Origin of the sequence: Pseudonocardia nantongensis, from assembly GCF_046546495.1 — a bacterium.
Classification (GTDB): Bacteria; Actinomycetota; Actinomycetes; order Mycobacteriales; family Pseudonocardiaceae; genus Pseudonocardia; species Pseudonocardia nantongensis.
Genome location: NZ_JBKGXT010000005.1, coordinates 198,585 through 212,031, shown reverse-complemented (window position 1 = coordinate 212,031; position 13,447 = coordinate 198,585). Strand labels below are relative to the sequence as shown.

Annotated in this window: 14 protein-coding genes; 5 read left to right on the top strand and 9 right to left on the bottom strand. The window is 74.6% G+C overall.

Annotated features, from left to right (window positions below):
• Positions 1-25 precede the first annotated feature (25 nt).
• A complete protein-coding gene (locus ACLFMI_RS07785; RefSeq protein ID WP_410947054.1) occupies positions 26-772 on the top strand; it encodes a class I SAM-dependent methyltransferase in 747 nt (248 codons plus the stop codon).
• 89 nt (positions 773-861) lie between these two features.
• Here the strand turns inward: ACLFMI_RS07785 and ACLFMI_RS07780 are convergent, their stop codons facing one another.
• The 8 genes from ACLFMI_RS07780 to ACLFMI_RS07745 form a co-directional block, all read right to left on the bottom strand.
• Positions 862-2,379 (bottom strand): ABC transporter substrate-binding protein, encoded by a 1,518-nt coding sequence (locus tag ACLFMI_RS07780; RefSeq protein WP_410947053.1) that lies wholly within the window; start codon positions 2,377-2,379, stop codon positions 862-864.
• Between the two features lie 117 nt (positions 2,380-2,496).
• Positions 2,497-2,703, bottom strand: a complete 207-nt coding sequence (locus ACLFMI_RS07775; protein ID WP_410947052.1) for a dodecin — start codon at positions 2,701-2,703, stop codon at positions 2,497-2,499.
• 17 nt (positions 2,704-2,720) lie between these two features.
• Entirely contained in the window at positions 2,721-4,205 is a 1,485-nt protein-coding gene (locus ACLFMI_RS07770) for an ABC transporter ATP-binding protein (RefSeq protein ID WP_410947051.1), read from the bottom strand.
• Complete coding sequence (locus ACLFMI_RS07765) at positions 4,202-4,990, bottom strand: ABC transporter permease subunit (RefSeq protein WP_410947050.1); 789 nt, start codon at positions 4,988-4,990, stop codon at positions 4,202-4,204. Before ACLFMI_RS07765 ends, ACLFMI_RS07770 begins: the two co-directional genes overlap by 4 nt.
• Complete coding sequence (locus ACLFMI_RS07760; RefSeq protein WP_410947049.1) at positions 4,987-5,964, bottom strand: ABC transporter permease; 978 nt, start codon at positions 5,962-5,964, stop codon at positions 4,987-4,989. The genes ACLFMI_RS07765 and ACLFMI_RS07760 overlap by 4 nt, the downstream gene beginning before the upstream one ends.
• Positions 5,961-7,481, bottom strand: a complete 1,521-nt coding sequence (locus ACLFMI_RS07755; protein WP_410947048.1) for an ABC transporter substrate-binding protein — start codon at positions 7,479-7,481, stop codon at positions 5,961-5,963. Before ACLFMI_RS07755 ends, ACLFMI_RS07760 begins: the two co-directional genes overlap by 4 nt.
• Before the next feature lie 25 nt (positions 7,482-7,506).
• A complete protein-coding gene (locus ACLFMI_RS07750) occupies positions 7,507-8,757 on the bottom strand; it encodes an MFS transporter (RefSeq protein ID WP_410947047.1) in 1,251 nt (416 codons plus the stop codon).
• A 121-nt stretch (positions 8,758-8,878) separates the two neighbouring features.
• Complete coding sequence (locus ACLFMI_RS07745) at positions 8,879-10,417, bottom strand: ABC transporter substrate-binding protein (protein ID WP_410947046.1); 1,539 nt, start codon at positions 10,415-10,417, stop codon at positions 8,879-8,881.
• A gap of 101 nt (positions 10,418-10,518) precedes the next feature.
• On the opposite strand from ACLFMI_RS07745, the gene ACLFMI_RS07740 reads away from it, so the two are divergent.
• The gene (locus ACLFMI_RS07740; protein WP_410947045.1) at positions 10,519-11,106 is read left to right on the top strand and encodes an NADPH-dependent FMN reductase; all 588 of its coding nucleotides are present in this window, start codon (positions 10,519-10,521) and stop codon (positions 11,104-11,106) included.
• Between the two features lie 99 nt (positions 11,107-11,205).
• On the opposite strand, the gene ACLFMI_RS07735 is transcribed toward ACLFMI_RS07740, so the two are convergent.
• The gene (locus ACLFMI_RS07735) at positions 11,206-11,571 is read right to left on the bottom strand and encodes a DUF952 domain-containing protein (RefSeq protein ID WP_410947044.1); all 366 of its coding nucleotides are present in this window, start codon (positions 11,569-11,571) and stop codon (positions 11,206-11,208) included.
• A 154-nt stretch (positions 11,572-11,725) separates the two neighbouring features.
• On the opposite strand from ACLFMI_RS07735, the gene mftA reads away from it, so the two are divergent.
• The 3 genes from mftA to mftC are packed head-to-tail and all read left to right on the top strand — an operon-like array spanning position 11,726 to position 13,407.
• Positions 11,726-11,812 carry a mycofactocin precursor MftA gene (mftA, locus tag ACLFMI_RS07730; protein WP_410947111.1) on the top strand — a complete coding sequence of 29 codons (87 nt, stop codon included), beginning with the start codon at positions 11,726-11,728 and terminating at the stop codon, positions 11,810-11,812.
• Positions 11,802-12,125 (top strand): mycofactocin biosynthesis chaperone MftB, encoded by a 324-nt coding sequence (mftB, locus tag ACLFMI_RS07725; protein ID WP_410947043.1) that lies wholly within the window; start codon positions 11,802-11,804, stop codon positions 12,123-12,125. Before mftA ends, mftB begins: the two co-directional genes overlap by 11 nt.
• Positions 12,126-12,165: 40 nt before the next feature.
• Positions 12,166-13,407 carry a mycofactocin radical SAM maturase gene (gene mftC / locus ACLFMI_RS07720; RefSeq protein ID WP_410947042.1) on the top strand — a complete coding sequence of 414 codons (1,242 nt, stop codon included), beginning with the start codon at positions 12,166-12,168 and terminating at the stop codon, positions 13,405-13,407.
• The last annotated feature ends 40 nt before the right edge of the window (positions 13,408-13,447 follow it).

Sequence of the window (13,447 nt, the reverse complement as noted above, 5' to 3'; positions counted from 1 at the left end):
TGCACATCGGACGCAGGGGGAATCCGTGGTTGTCGGCTCCGATCTCGATGCCGGGCAGTGGCTGCGCCGCTGGGACGCGCAGCAGGAGCGCTACATCCCGGACCGCGAGGAGCTGTTCGGGCTGGTGCTCGACGTCGTGGCGGGGCTCGACGCCGCCCCCGGACGGCTGCTCGACCTCGCCTGCGGGCCGGGATCGCTGGCGTCGCGCGCCGCGCAGCGGTTCCCCGGCGCCGAGATCGTGGGCGTCGACGTCGACCCGGTGATGCTCGAGCTCGCCCGTCGCACCACCGGGGACCGCGTCCACTGGGTGGACGCCGACCTGTCGCGTCCGGAGTGGACGGCGTCGGTGCCCGGCCCGTTCGACGCCGCGGTGTCGGCGACCGCGCTGCACTGGCTGCAGGAGTCCGCGCTGCCCGCGCTCGCGGAGCAGGTCGCCGCCGTGCTGCGGCCGGGCGGCGTGTTCGTGAACGTCGACACCCTGCTCGCCGACCCGGCCGCGCCGCGCCTGACCGCCCTGACCCGGCGACTGCGCGAGGATCGCACCGCCCGCGGCCTCGCCACCGGCGAGGGTTTCCGCAGCTGGTGGGACGCGCTGGGCGCTGAGCCCGACCTGGCCGACGGGTTCGCCGAGCGGACGCGCCGGTTCGCCGATCACGTGCCCGGCGGGTCGACGCTCCCGGCCTGGGAGGCCGCGCTGCGCGGTGCCGGGTTCAGCGAGGTCGGGACGCTCACCCAGACCTTCGACCGGCGGATGCTGGTGGCGATCCGCTGACGCTGACGCCAGCGACGCACAGCTTCAGATTATCTGAACCCGAGGATCGCTTCCCTCTGCAGGCCGTTCCGGGACTGTGTCGCGGGTGCTCAGCCCAGCCCTGCCCGGGCGAAGTTCGCCCAGGCGAACGTGTTGGGCCGGGCCGGCTCGAGCCCGGACACGCCCGCGGCGACCCCGACGTTCCAGTCCCGCACACCCCAGACGAGCCCGCCGGAGTCGGCGCGCAGGCGCTGCAGGATCTGGCGGAACGACTCCGCGCGGGCCGCCTCGTCGGCGGTGCCGGTGGCGGCGTAGTAGAGCCGGTCGATCTCCGGGTTGCGGTAGCCGGTGAAGTCGTAGGTCGGGGTGGAGGTCAGCATCCGCCGTCCGATGTAGTCCGGGATCGGCAGCGAACCGGTGCTGTTCTGGGAGAACACGCCCTGTTGGCGGATGGCCTTGAAGTAGTTCTCCGACGGCAGTGTCCGCGGGCTCACCCGGATCCCGACCTCGCCGAGCTGCCGGGCGACGACGGTGGTGGCGGCATCGAAGTTCGGGTCGGCCCCGCTGGTCTGCAGCTCGACGGCCACGTCCTGCGCGCCGGCCGCACGGACCAGCTCCCGGGCCCGCCCGACGTCCCGGGTGACCTGGTCGACCTCGGGGTAGTACTGCAGGCCCAGGCCGAACATGTCGTTGCCGACCCGGCCGCGGTCGAGCAGCGCGATCCGCACCAGCTCCTCGCGGTCGATGCCGAGCCGGACGGCCTCACGCAGTCGGGGATCGTCGAACGGCGGGCGGTCCACTCGCATGACGAGGAACTGGTTCGCCGAGGCCGGCGCGGCCATCGCCGCGGCCCGGTCGTCGCCGTCGAGCCGGGCGGCCCCGGCCGGGGTGAGGTCGTGGGCGTAGGCGACCTGGCCGGACAGCAGCGCGCCGATCCGGGCCTCCTCGTCGTCCACCGGCAGGAACTCCAGCTCCCGGACGGCCGGGGGCCCGTCCCAGTGGCCGTCGAAGGCGGTGTAGAGGGCCGGGCCTCCGGGTTCGAAGGAGGTGAAGCGGAACGGTCCGGTGCCGACCGGTCTGGTGAAGTCGGTCGCGTTCTGCGGCACGATCTCGGTCCCGGGCGCGCCCCAGGCCAGCGGGAACAGGAAGTTCGGCCGGTTCAGCACGAGGTCCAGCTCGGTGGCCGAGGTCGCCCGCGACGCGGTGAGGTCCAGATCGCGGAACAGTGCCGCCGCGATCCCGTCGGTGCCCGGGTCGGTGATCCGGCGCAGGGAGTACAGGACGTCGTCGGCGGTCACGTTCCGCCCGTCGTGGAACGGGGCGGCGCGCAGCCGGATCCGCCAGCGCCGGCCGCTGTCGTCGCTCTCCCAGGACTCGGCGAGCCGCGGCTGCGCGGTCATGTCCTGCGACCACCCGGTGAGCGTGTCGAAGCAGGCCTTCGCCCGGGCCTGGTCGACGTAGAGCGGCAGGACGTGCGGGTCGAGCGACTCCCGGGAGCCGCCCGCCGCGAAGGCGACACGCAGCCGGTCGGTGCCGGCTCCGGACCCGGCGCCGCAACCGGTCAGCACCAGCCCGGCGACGCCGAGGCCCGCGGCCAGGAACCCGCGGCGGTTGAGGACGGGGGTCATCCGGCGGGCCGGGACAACAGGGAGCGCGACATGGCGCGACCCTACGTCACATCTGAAGAGGTGTTCAGTCGTATGGCTCGGTGGCGGTGACCACCGGTCACCGTCCGGCCCGGTCGATCATTCCTCGACCTTGAACCCCACCTTGAGGCTGACCTGGAAGTGCTCGATCGCGCCCTCGTCGAGGTGCAGGCGGATGTCGCTCACCTGGGCCCAGTCGAGGTTGCGGAGCGTCCTGGAGGCGTCGTTGATGCCGCTGCGGATGGCCGCGTCGACGCCGTCCGGAGAGGTGCCGACGATCTCGGTCACCCGGTATGTGTTCGTCATGCCGGGGACGTGCCCGGCTACCGGACGGGTGAAACACGCCGGGGTGCGCTGTCGACGTCTGCTCCCGGCCCGCGGGTCGCGGTCGCGGCCCGCCCGTCGACCAGGGTGAGTACCTGGTCGGCCGCGACCACCATCGCCGGGTCGTGGCTGATCAGAACCAGTGCGACACCGTCCTCACGGCGGGCCCGGTGCAGCTCGGCGAGCAGCAACCGCCGGTGCTCGGCGTCCAGCGCCGCGGTCACCTCGTCGGCGACGAGCACCGACGGCCCCGCGAGCAGCGCTCGGGCCGCCGCCGCGCGCTGCAGCTGACCGCCGGACAGGCCGTCCGGCCGTCGCGCCGCGGCTTCCGGGTCCACCCCCAGCCGTCCGAGCAGCGCTCTCGCCGCTTCCGCGGCCTCGGCCGGGGAGTGCCCGCGCAGCAGCACCGCGGGCCGCGCGACCTGATCGAGCACCGGACGGTGGTCGAGGAACGCCGTACGGGAGTCCTGATGCACGTACTGCACGGCGCGCCGGTCCTGCACCCCGCAGCCGTCGACGAGGATCTCGCCGGTGCTCGGCGTCAGCCCGGCGAGCGCCCGGCCGAGCGTGGTCTTGCCCGCGCCGGAGGGCCCGACGACGGCGAGGTGCCCGCCCCGCTCCACCGTCAGGTCCACCTCGGACAGCAGGGGCACGCCCGCCGGGGTGCGGACGCCGAGCCCGGTCACCTCCAGCACCGGCGGCCCGCCGGGCCGGTCGTCCGGGCGGTGCACCGGCGGGGCCGGCCCGAGCAGCTCCGCGGCGGGCCCGCGGCGGGTGACCCGGCCGCCGTCGAGCACGAGCACCCCGGACGAGGGAGTGCCGGCGCCGAGCCGGCGCGCGGTGTCCAGGTCGTGGGTGAGCAGCACCAGGGCGGTCCCGGTGCGCGCCAGCGCGGCCAGCCGGTCGACGACGGCGTCGGTCGTCACCGGGTCGAGGCCGGTGGTCGGTTCGTCGAGTACGACGACGTCCGGCCCCGTGACCAGGGTCTGGGCCAGGGCCATCCGCTGTTGCTGCCCGCCGGAGAGCTGGTGGCCGAACCGGCGGGCGAGCCCCGGTTCGGCGTCCAGGCCGGCTCGTTCCAGCGCCGCGGCGACCGCCGCGGCCCGGGCGGCCCGGTGTGCCCGCCCGCGACCGTGCACGGCGGCGGCGAGCTCGTCGAGCACCGGCCCGGTGCGGCGCACCGGGTCCAGCACGACACCGGGGTGCTGGGGGAGATGCCCCACCCGTCCGGCCCGCGCCCGGCGCAGGGCCGCCGGGTCGAGCCCGAGCAGCTCCGTGTCGCCGACCCGGACCGACCCCGCCAGCCCGCTGCCGGTCGCGCACTCACCAAGCAGGGCGAGCCCGAGGGTGGACTTGCCGGCCCCGGACGGCCCCGTCACCACGAGCACCGTCCCGGCCTCGAGGGTGAGGTCCACGCCGTCGACCAGCACGGTCCCGTCGGCGGCCCGCGCGGTGAGCCCGGACGCGCGCAGCGCCGCGGTCACGACACCGCTCCGGTGCGGTCGGCGACCCGGTCGACCAGCAGGTTCGTCCCCGCCGCGAGGGAGATCAGCAGCGCCGCCGGGACCAGCAGCGCGGCCGGGGCCAGGAACAGCGACGCCGTGTTCTGCTCGATCACCACGGCCCAGTCCACGGTGTCCGGTGCCAGCCCGACCCCCAGGAAGTTCGCGCTCGCCAGCAGGGTCAGCACGAGCACCGCCCGGGTGCCGGCGTCGACCAGGACGGCGCCGGAGACGAACCGGCCGGTCTCGAGCAGGTGGATCCGCCACCACGGTTCGCCGGACAGCGCCATCGTCTCCAGCGCGACCCGTCGCACCGGTGCGGCCGCCGCGCCTCGGACCAGCCGCACCACCGCCGGGAGCTGGACCAGCGCCGCGGCGGCCAGCAGCCAGCCGACGCCCCGGCGTCCGGTCCCGGCCAGCACCATCAGCACGAGCAGCGACGGCAGGATCAGCAGCAGGTCCAGCATCCGCTGGGTCAGCGACGCCAGCCAACGCCGCGGGGTGGCGGCGAGCGCGAGCCCGAGCGGCACCCCGGCCAGGTAGGCCAGGGCGAGGGCGCCGGCGGTCAGCAGGACCACGGTCGTCCCCCCGGTGAGCGCCAGCGTGAGCACGTCCCGGCCGAGCGCGTCGGTGCCCAGCAGGTGCCCGGGACCCGGCGGCAGCAGGGCCGCGGGCCGGGCGTCGGTGCCGAGCAGCGGTGCGACCAGCGGACCGAGCAGCGCAAGCGTCAGTGGGACGCCGACGAGCAGGACGGCGAGCGCGGTCACCGGGTCTCCTCCCGGACCGGGGCCAGCCGGGCGGCGCACAGGTCCACGGCCAGGTTGACCAGGATCGTGGTCGTGGCGAACAGCAGCGCGTAGCCCTGCATCAGCGGCAGGTCGCGCTGCTGGACCGCCTCGACGAATCCGGCACCGAGGCCGGGTAACGCGAACAGCGCCTCCACCACCACGACGCCGCCGAGCAGACCGTCGACGATCCGGCCGAGCTGCTGCAACGACGGCGCGACCCCGCCGGGCAACACGTGCCGGGCCAGCACGACGGACTCGGGGAGGCCGAGCCGGCGCAGGTGCTCCACGGGAGGGGACCGGTCGGCCTGTACGACGCCGAGCCGAACCTGCCGCGACAGCCGCCCCAGCTGCGACGACACCAGCACCAGTACCGGCAGTACCAGCACCGCGGGGGTGAGCAGGCTGCCGCCGCCCGCCGTCGCCGGCAGCCAGCCCAGCTGCAGCGAGAACACCCCGACCAACAGCAGGCCGAGCGCGAACTCCGGCGCCGCCTGCAGCGCCGCGACAATCCCGGTCGACGCCCGGTCCGCCGGCCGTCCGGGACGTCGCCCGGCGAGCACGCCGACCGCGACCGCGAGCGGAATCGTGACCAGCAGTGCGAGACCGCCGAGCAGTACGGTCGAGCCGAGCCGGTCGCCGAGTTCGTCGACCACCGGACGCCCGGTGACCAGGGACGAACCCAGGTTTCCCCGGACGAGTCCGGCGGCCCACTCCCCGAACCGTTCTGACGGCGGGCGGTGCAGCCCGAGCTCGATGCGCAGGCGGTCGACCTGGGCGTCGGTGGCGTCGGGGCCGAGCACGATCTCGGCGGTGTCCCCGGGCAGCAGCGTGCTGAGTGCGAAGACCAGGATCGACGTCGCGGCGAGCTGCACCGCCGCGACCCCGGCCCGGCGCAGCACCGGGTGCCGCCTGCGGATCGGGCTGGACGGGCGGACGCGGGCGAGGGTGCTCACCCGGCGGAGGCCTTGTCGAAACGGGCCCACAGGTGACTGTTCGGCTTGGCCGGCTCGATCCCGGTGATCCCCGCAGCGACGCCGACGTTCCAGTTGCTCGTCGCCCACACCAGTGCCCCGGAGGCCTCCCGCAGCCGGGTCTGGATCTGCTCCAGATCGCGGGCCCGGGCACCGTCGTCCGGGGTCGCGATCGCGGCGGCGAAGAGTCGGTCGATCTCGGAGTCCCGATAGCCGGTGTAGTTGCTGTTGTCCGAGGTGCTGAGCCGGCGGCGACCGATGAAGTCCGGGATCGGCAGGGTTCCGGTGCGGGTGAACGACGAGACCCCGCTCTCCCGGACGGCGGAGAAGTACGTCTGCGAGTCCAGCACCCGGGGGGTGGCACGGAGCCCGATCTCGGCCAGCTGCTCGGCCACCAGCGTCGCGGCCGGCTGGAAGTTCGGATCGCTGCCGGAGGTCTGCAGCTCGAACGCGACGTCCGTCGCTCCGGCCTCGCGGACCAGCGCGCGGGCCCGCTCGACGTCCCGGGGGACCTGCGGGACGTCGGCCGGGTAGTACTGGAGGCCCGGGCCGCCGAACAGGTCGTTGCCGACCTGCCCGGTGCCCAGCAGCACGACCCGCACCAGTGCCTCGCGGTCGATGCCGATCCGCACGGCCTCCCGGACCCGCGGGTCGGCGAACGGCGGCCGGTCGACACGCAGGTTGAGGAACTGCGAGGTCGACTGCGGCGCGGACAGCAGTGTCGTTCGCCCGGCCTGCTGCTCGACCTGCCGGGCGCTCGTCGGGCGCAGGTCGTGGGCGTAGCCGACCTGCCCGGAGAGCAGCGCCCCGAGCCGGGCCTGCTCGTCGTCGATCGGGACGAACTCCAGCTCGGGGGACGGAGGTGCGCCGTCCCAGTATGCGTCGTTGCGGGCGTAGACGGCGGGTCCGCCGGGTTCGAAGGACACGAACCGGAACGGCCCGGTACCGACCGGGCGTGCGTGGTCCGTGCTGCCGGCGGGCACGACCTCGGTGCCCGGGGCGCCGAGCCAGAGCGGGAACAGGAAGTCCGGGGCGGTGAGCGCGACCTCGACGTCACGGCCGTTCGCCCGGCTCGCGGTCAGGTCGACGCCCCCGAACAGCGACGCCGCCGACGCCGACGTGGCCGGGTCGGCGATCCGGCGCAGCGTGAACAGCACGTCGTCGCCGGTCAGCGGCCGTCCGTCGTGCCAGCTCGTCTCGCGCAACCGGATCCGCCAGCGGGTCCCGGTCGCGTCCGGCTCGATCGACTCGGCGAGCCGCGGCTGCGCCGTCATCTCCTGGGTCCAGCCGGTGAGGGCGTCGAAGCACGCCTTCGCGCGGGCCTGGTCGACGAACTGCGGGACGGCGTGCGGGTCCAGCGACTCCCGGGACCCGCCGCCGGGGAACGCGACCCGCAGCCGCTCGCCGCCCCCGCCGGATCCACCACCGCAGGCGGCGAGTGCGGGCACGGCGGCGAGCGCGGCGGCACCGCCCAGGAAGGCACGACGGCTCAGGGGCACGGCAGCTCCTCGGTGTCGGACGGGATCAGGTGGCGGGCACGGGACGCGGATCCAGCCGTCCGGTACGGGCCATCCAGGCGATGACGGCGCCGCCGGCCGCACCGACGGCGGCCAGGACGGCGAAGGGCAGCCAGCGGCCGGAGCCGTCCCCGGCGCGGTCGAGCAGGTCGCCGACGGCGGTGTTGACGATCGCGACGACGACCGCGGAGACCAGGTAGTACCAGCCGTAGTAGGTGCCGGCGAGGCGTTCGCTACCGACCCGCGGCAGCAGCGACAGCGAGAACGGGTTCGTCATCGCCATCCCGACCGTGAACACCGCGGTGCCGAGCAGGACCGGGGTCGTGGCGAGCAGCCCGGCGGCGGTCCACTGGCCGGCGGGCGCGGTCGGCACGAGCGGAGCGGCGACCGCGAGTGGCACGAACCCGGCTCCCATCAGGACCAGGCCGACCGCCATCGAGCGACCCTCGGTCCACCGGGCCCGGCAGAACGCGGTGATCCGGACCTGGCCGACGATGCCGATCACGGTGGACACCACGAACACCGCGCTCACCGCACCCGCCACCCCGGAGACCCGCTGCGCCTCGACCGGGAGCGCCAGGTAGAGCTGGTTGAACAGCGCGAAGTAGCCGGCGCCGCCGAGCGCGAACAGCAGGAACCGCCGGTTGCCGATCACCTCGCCCCAGCTCCGCAGGACGCCGCGGTCCTGCGGCTGCACCGGCCGGGCGGGAAGCACGAACAGCTGCGCGACGGTGAGCACGGTGAACACCGCGCAGGCGACGCCGGCGACCAGCCGGAAGTCGACCGCCAGCAGCGCCGCGCCCAGCAGCGGGCCGAGCAGCGCCCCGGCGTGGCCGAACACGTTGAACACCGAGAACACCTCGGCGCGGCGCTCCCCGGCCTCGTGCATCAGGTACGCCCGCACGGCCGGGTTGAAGAACGCCCCGGCCAGCCCGGTGAGCACCGCGGCGACGATCAGCCCGGGCAGCGCGTCGACCACGGTGAACAGCCCGAACGCGACGATCCGCAGCGCGCAGCCGAGGATGATCATCGGTCGGCAGCCGAGCCGGTCGGCGGCCGAGCCGCCGATCAGGAACATCCCCTGCTGGGAGAGGTTCCGGAGAGCCAGCACCACGCCGACCGTCGCGGCGGCGTACCCGAGGCCGCCCATGTAGGTGGCCAGGAACGGGAGCACGAGGTAGAAGCCCAGGTTGATGCCGAACTGGTTCACCACCAGCATCCGGCTCGGCACCGTCAGCTCGCGGAACGACCGCAGCACTGCCCCACACCCCCGATGTCACCTGACGACCTGAACGGGACCACAGATGCCATGGCCTTTCAAGCGCAACCTGATCGTTGCTGCAGGTGAGTGGCAGCGCGCTCGGCAGGGACCCCGGAGCTCAGCCGAGCCGGGCGCGGTCGAACCGGGCCCAGCGGTCGGTGTCCGGCCTGGCCGCCGTCGCCCCGGTCAGATCCGCCGCGGCCCCGGTGAGCTCGTCCCCGACCGCCCACACCGTCGTCGAGCCGCGCAGGATGACCTGGGCCCGACGCAACGCGTCCGAGCGGACGTCCGGGTCGGCGCTGCGCTTCGCCCCGGCGAGCAGCGCCGCGACCTCGGGCGACGGCGCGGTGGCGGGGGTGCCGGCGGCGGAGACGGCCAGATACAGCGGCACCGGCACCGAGTCCACCCGCCGGAACGCCATCGCGGGCGTGTCGGTCGTCGGGCGCAGCGACATCCCGGCCCCGGCTCCGACGCCGGACGCGGCCCCGCTGCCGGGACCGGTGCGGTCCTTCGCGTCGTCCGGCGGGTTCGGGTCGCGCGGGAGGGCCCGCAGCCCGATCGCGTCCAGCTGCTCCACCAGCAACGGCATCGCCGGCCGGCTCAGCGGGTCCTCGAACCACACCTCGAACTCGGTGTCGCGGGCACCGGCGGCGTCGACCAGCTCGCGCGCCCGTTCCGGGTCCCGCAGCACGGCCGCGCCGCCGACGTGCTCGCGCAGGCCGGGTCCGTAGAAGTCGTCGCCGGGCGAGCCCAGGTCGAGCAGCACCCGGCGGACCAGCTCGTCGCGGTTCACGGTGATCCGGACGGCCTCGCGCAGCCGCGGGTCGTCGAACGGCGGCCGGTCCGTCCGCAGGTCGAGCAGCCGGTTCACCGAGCCGGGCGCCCGCAGCAGCGACACCGCGACCCGCGAGGCGATCCGGCGTGCGCTGTGCGGGAACAGGTCGTGCGCCCAGGCGATCCGGCCCGCGATGAGGTCCTGGTAGCGCTGCTCCTCGTCGTCCTGGGCGACGAACTCCAGCTCCGACGACGGCGGCGGGCCGCCCCGGTACCCGTCGTGCCGGGCCAGCACGTCCGGCGTGCCGGGCACGACCCGGAACGGGCCGGTCCCCACCGGCGCGGCGCCGCGGCCGTCCCGGACGATCCCGGTGCCGGGGGCGCCCAGGGCCAGCGGGAACAGGAAGTCCGGCGCGGTCAGCCCGATCTCCAGCTCGGACGCCGACAGCGCCCGGGTGCGCGCCGGGTCGACCCCGGCCAGGAACGGCGCCGCGGTGCCCCCGGCGACGATCCGGCCCAGCGAGGCCAGCACGTCGTCCGCGGTGATCGGCCGGCCGTCGTGGCAGGTCGCGGGCGCCAGCCGGACCCGCCAGCGGGTGCCGGTGGCGTCCGGCTCGACGGTCTCGGCCAGCCCCGGCCCGACGCCCATCTCCGCGGTCCACACGGTGAGCGTCTCGGCGACCGCGACCGCTCGGGCCCGGTCGATCACCTGCGGGACGACGTGCGCGTCCGGCACGCCGAGCGGCCCGCGGCCCGGGAACGCGACCCGCAGCCGGGGCGCCCCCGCGTCGGCGGGCGCCCCGCACGCGGCGAGCGCCGGGACCGCGGCCAGCGCGGCGGCCGCGCCGGTGGCGCGCAGGAAGGTCCGTCGGCTCGGCGGCACGCGTTCTCCTCTGCGGTGCTCGGGCGGGGGCGGCGTCCAGGGTGCCGCCCGATGTGCGAGGGTCGCCGACCAGGGGTCGGAATCGAGGAAGAGGTGGGCCGGTGGACGTGCTCGGGATCTCGGGCAGCCCGTCGTCGCCGTCGAAGACGGTGCTGGCCGTCGAGATCGCGCTGCGGCGCGCGGCGGAGCACGACGGCGTGACCGCGGAGCTGCTCGACCTGCGCGATCGCGACCTGGTGTTCAGCGACGGACGCGACCCCGGTGACTACACCGGCGACACCCGCGCCGCGATCGACCGGGTGGTCGCGGCGGACGCGCTCGTCGTCGGGACGCCGATGTACCGGGGCGGCTACACCGGACGGCTGAAGAACCTCTTCGACCTGCTCCCGAACGACGCGCTGGCCGGCAAGCCGGTCGGGCTGGTCGCCACCGGCGGTACCGACCACCACTACCTGGCCCTCGAGCACGAGCTCAAGCCGATCGTCGGCTTCTTCCGGGCGTGGGCGGTGCCCGGCGCGGTGTACGCGAACAACACGCACTTCTCGGCCGGCGAGCTGGTCGACGACGGCGTCCGGGCCCGGCTGGTGGACCTGGCCGACACCGTGGTCACCTTCGCCCGCCGGATGCCCCGCGGCGCCGCCGGTGCCGCGGCCCCGGACATCCCGCGCAAGTCCGCCGGCGAGGCCTGACCTGCGCCCCCGGCGCGATGTCCCGAGCGGCACCCTCGTCCCTTCCCGGGCCCCGGGGATGCCACTCGGAGCGCAAGGCCGGGGCACGGGGAATGCGGGTCAGGGGAGCTCGGGACGTCCGAAACCGTCCGGGCCCGGCCGGTACTCGACGACGTCGACGACGGCCGCGGCGGGCACCGCGCCGTAGGCGTGCGGGAAGCGCATCGACTCCGGGTCGCCCGGGACGCCCGGTTCCCACCGGACCTCGACGCCGGCCCGCTCCAGCGCCGCCGGGTCGAGCACGAGCAACTGCATGTCGTCGCGGCCGCCGAACAGCCGCTGCGCGGGCAGCGCCACCTGCTCGGGTGTGGAGAGGTGGACGAACCCCACCTCGTCCAGGGACGCCGGGGCGATCTCGCCGGCGAGCTCGTAGGACACCCGCTCCGGGGGCGTGCACAGGTGCAGCAGCACGTGGTCGGTCGTCATGGGGGCCAGCATGCACGCCCGTCCGAACGGACGGGCGTGCACGGCGATCCTTGCTTTCCGGCACCCGGTGCCAATACCTTCGATGCGCTGCCCACGCCGGCCGGCGGGGGCGGTCACACCTCTCTCGTCGAGAGTGAACCTGCGGAGGTAGCCCATGAGCGAGAACGTGAACGAGGACGCCCTGGTCGAGGAGACCCTCGTCGAGGAGGTCTCCATCGACGGTATGTGCGGTGTCTACTAAGCCGGTCGACACCGCGGTGCCTGCCGCGAGCTCGGACGGGGCTGCGGGGTCGTTCGACCCCGCGGCGCCGTACCGCGTCAGCGAGAGCGTCTCGCTGCGGCCCGAGCCGTTCGGCGCCCTGGTGTACGACTTCACGACCCGCAAGCTGTCGTTCCTCAAGACCCCCGAACTCGTCGAGGTCGTCAAGGGCCTCGAACACCACCCGGACGCGCGGTCCGCGGTCGAGGCCGCCGGTGTGCCCGCGTCCCGGCACGAGGCCTACCTGAAGGCCCTCGCCGGGCTGCTGCAGTCCGGCACGATCACCGCCCGCTAGGGCCGTCACCGCCGACGTCCACCACCACAGTGAGGTGCCCGTGAAGCTGGTCGACCACTTCCAGTACGGCCTGAACTCGCCCATCTGCCTGACCTGGGAGCTCACCTACGCGTGCAACCTCGCGTGCGTGCACTGCCTGTCGAGCTCCGGGCGGCGCGACCCGCGTGAGCTGACCACCGCCGAGGCCAAGGCGGTGATCGACGAGCTGCAGCGGATGCAGGTCTTCTACATCAACATCGGCGGTGGCGAGCCGACCGTGCGCCCGGACTTCTGGGAGCTGCTCGACTACGCCATCGCGCACGACGTCGGGGTCAAGTTCTCCACCAACGGCGTCAAGCTCGACAAGGCCCGCGCGGCGCAGCTCGCGGCGACCGACTACGTCGACATCCAGATCTCGATGGACGGCGCCACGCCCGAGGTCAACGACCACGTCCGCGGCCCCGGTTCGTTCGACACCGCGATCACCGCCCTGGAGAACCTGGCCGAGGCCGGCTTCGGCCAGCCCAAGATCTCGGTCGTCATGACCCGGGAGAACGTCGACCAGCTCGACGAGTTCAAGGCGATCGCCGACAAGTACGGTGCCCAGCTGCGGATCACCCGGCTGCGCCCGTCCGGTCGCGGCGCCGACGTCTGGGACGAGCTGCACCCGACCCAGGCTCAGCAGCGCCAGCTCTACGACTGGCTGGTCGCGCACGGCGACCAGGTGCTGACCGGCGACTCGTTCTTCCACCTGTCGGCCTACGGCGACGCCCTGCCCGGGCTGAACCTGTGCGGCGCGGGCCGGGTGGTCTGCCTGATCGACCCGGTCGGCGACGTCTACGCCTGCCCGTTCGCGATCCACGAGAACTTCCTGGCCGGAAACGTCCGCGACACCGGCGGCTTCAAGGAGGTCTGGGAGCACTCGGAGCTGTTCACCGAGCTGCGCTCGCCACAGACCGGTGGTGCCTGCGCGTCCTGCGACTTCTACGACTCCTGCCAGGGCGGGTGCATGGCGGCGAAGTTCTTCACCGGCCTGCCCCTCGACGGCCCGGACCCGGAGTGTGTGCGGGGCTTCGGCGAGCAGATGCTGGCCGACCGCAACGACGAGACCCTGATCCCGAAGTCGGACGTGGATCACTCGCGGTCGGCGCCGCGGAACTCCCGCACGCCGAAGCAGCCGACGATGCTCTCGCTGGCCCCGCCGCCGCGCCGGCCGGACCGGGCCTGCGACGAGAACCCGCTCGCCGGGTTCGCGCCGGAGCCCGAGGCCGTGCCCGCGTCGGTGCCCGTCGCGGGGAGCTGACACGGACCTGCTGACGGGGCCCGTCGACCTGCGCGGTCGG

Bases quoted from the DNA above. Each gene is read 5' to 3' on its own strand.
- mftA (WP_410947111.1), top strand. From the start codon at position 11,726: ATGAGCGAGAACGTGAACGAGGACGCCCTGGTCGAGGAGACCCTCGTC.
- ACLFMI_RS07775 (WP_410947052.1), bottom strand. From the start codon at position 2,703: ATGACGAACACATACCGGGTGACCGAGATCGTCGGCACCTCTCCGGAC.
- ACLFMI_RS07780 (WP_410947053.1), bottom strand. From the start codon at position 2,379: ATGACCCCCGTCCTCAACCGCCGCGGGTTCCTGGCCGCGGGCCTCGGC.
- ACLFMI_RS07735 (WP_410947044.1), bottom strand. From the start codon at position 11,571: ATGACGACCGACCACGTGCTGCTGCACCTGTGCACGCCCCCGGAGCGG.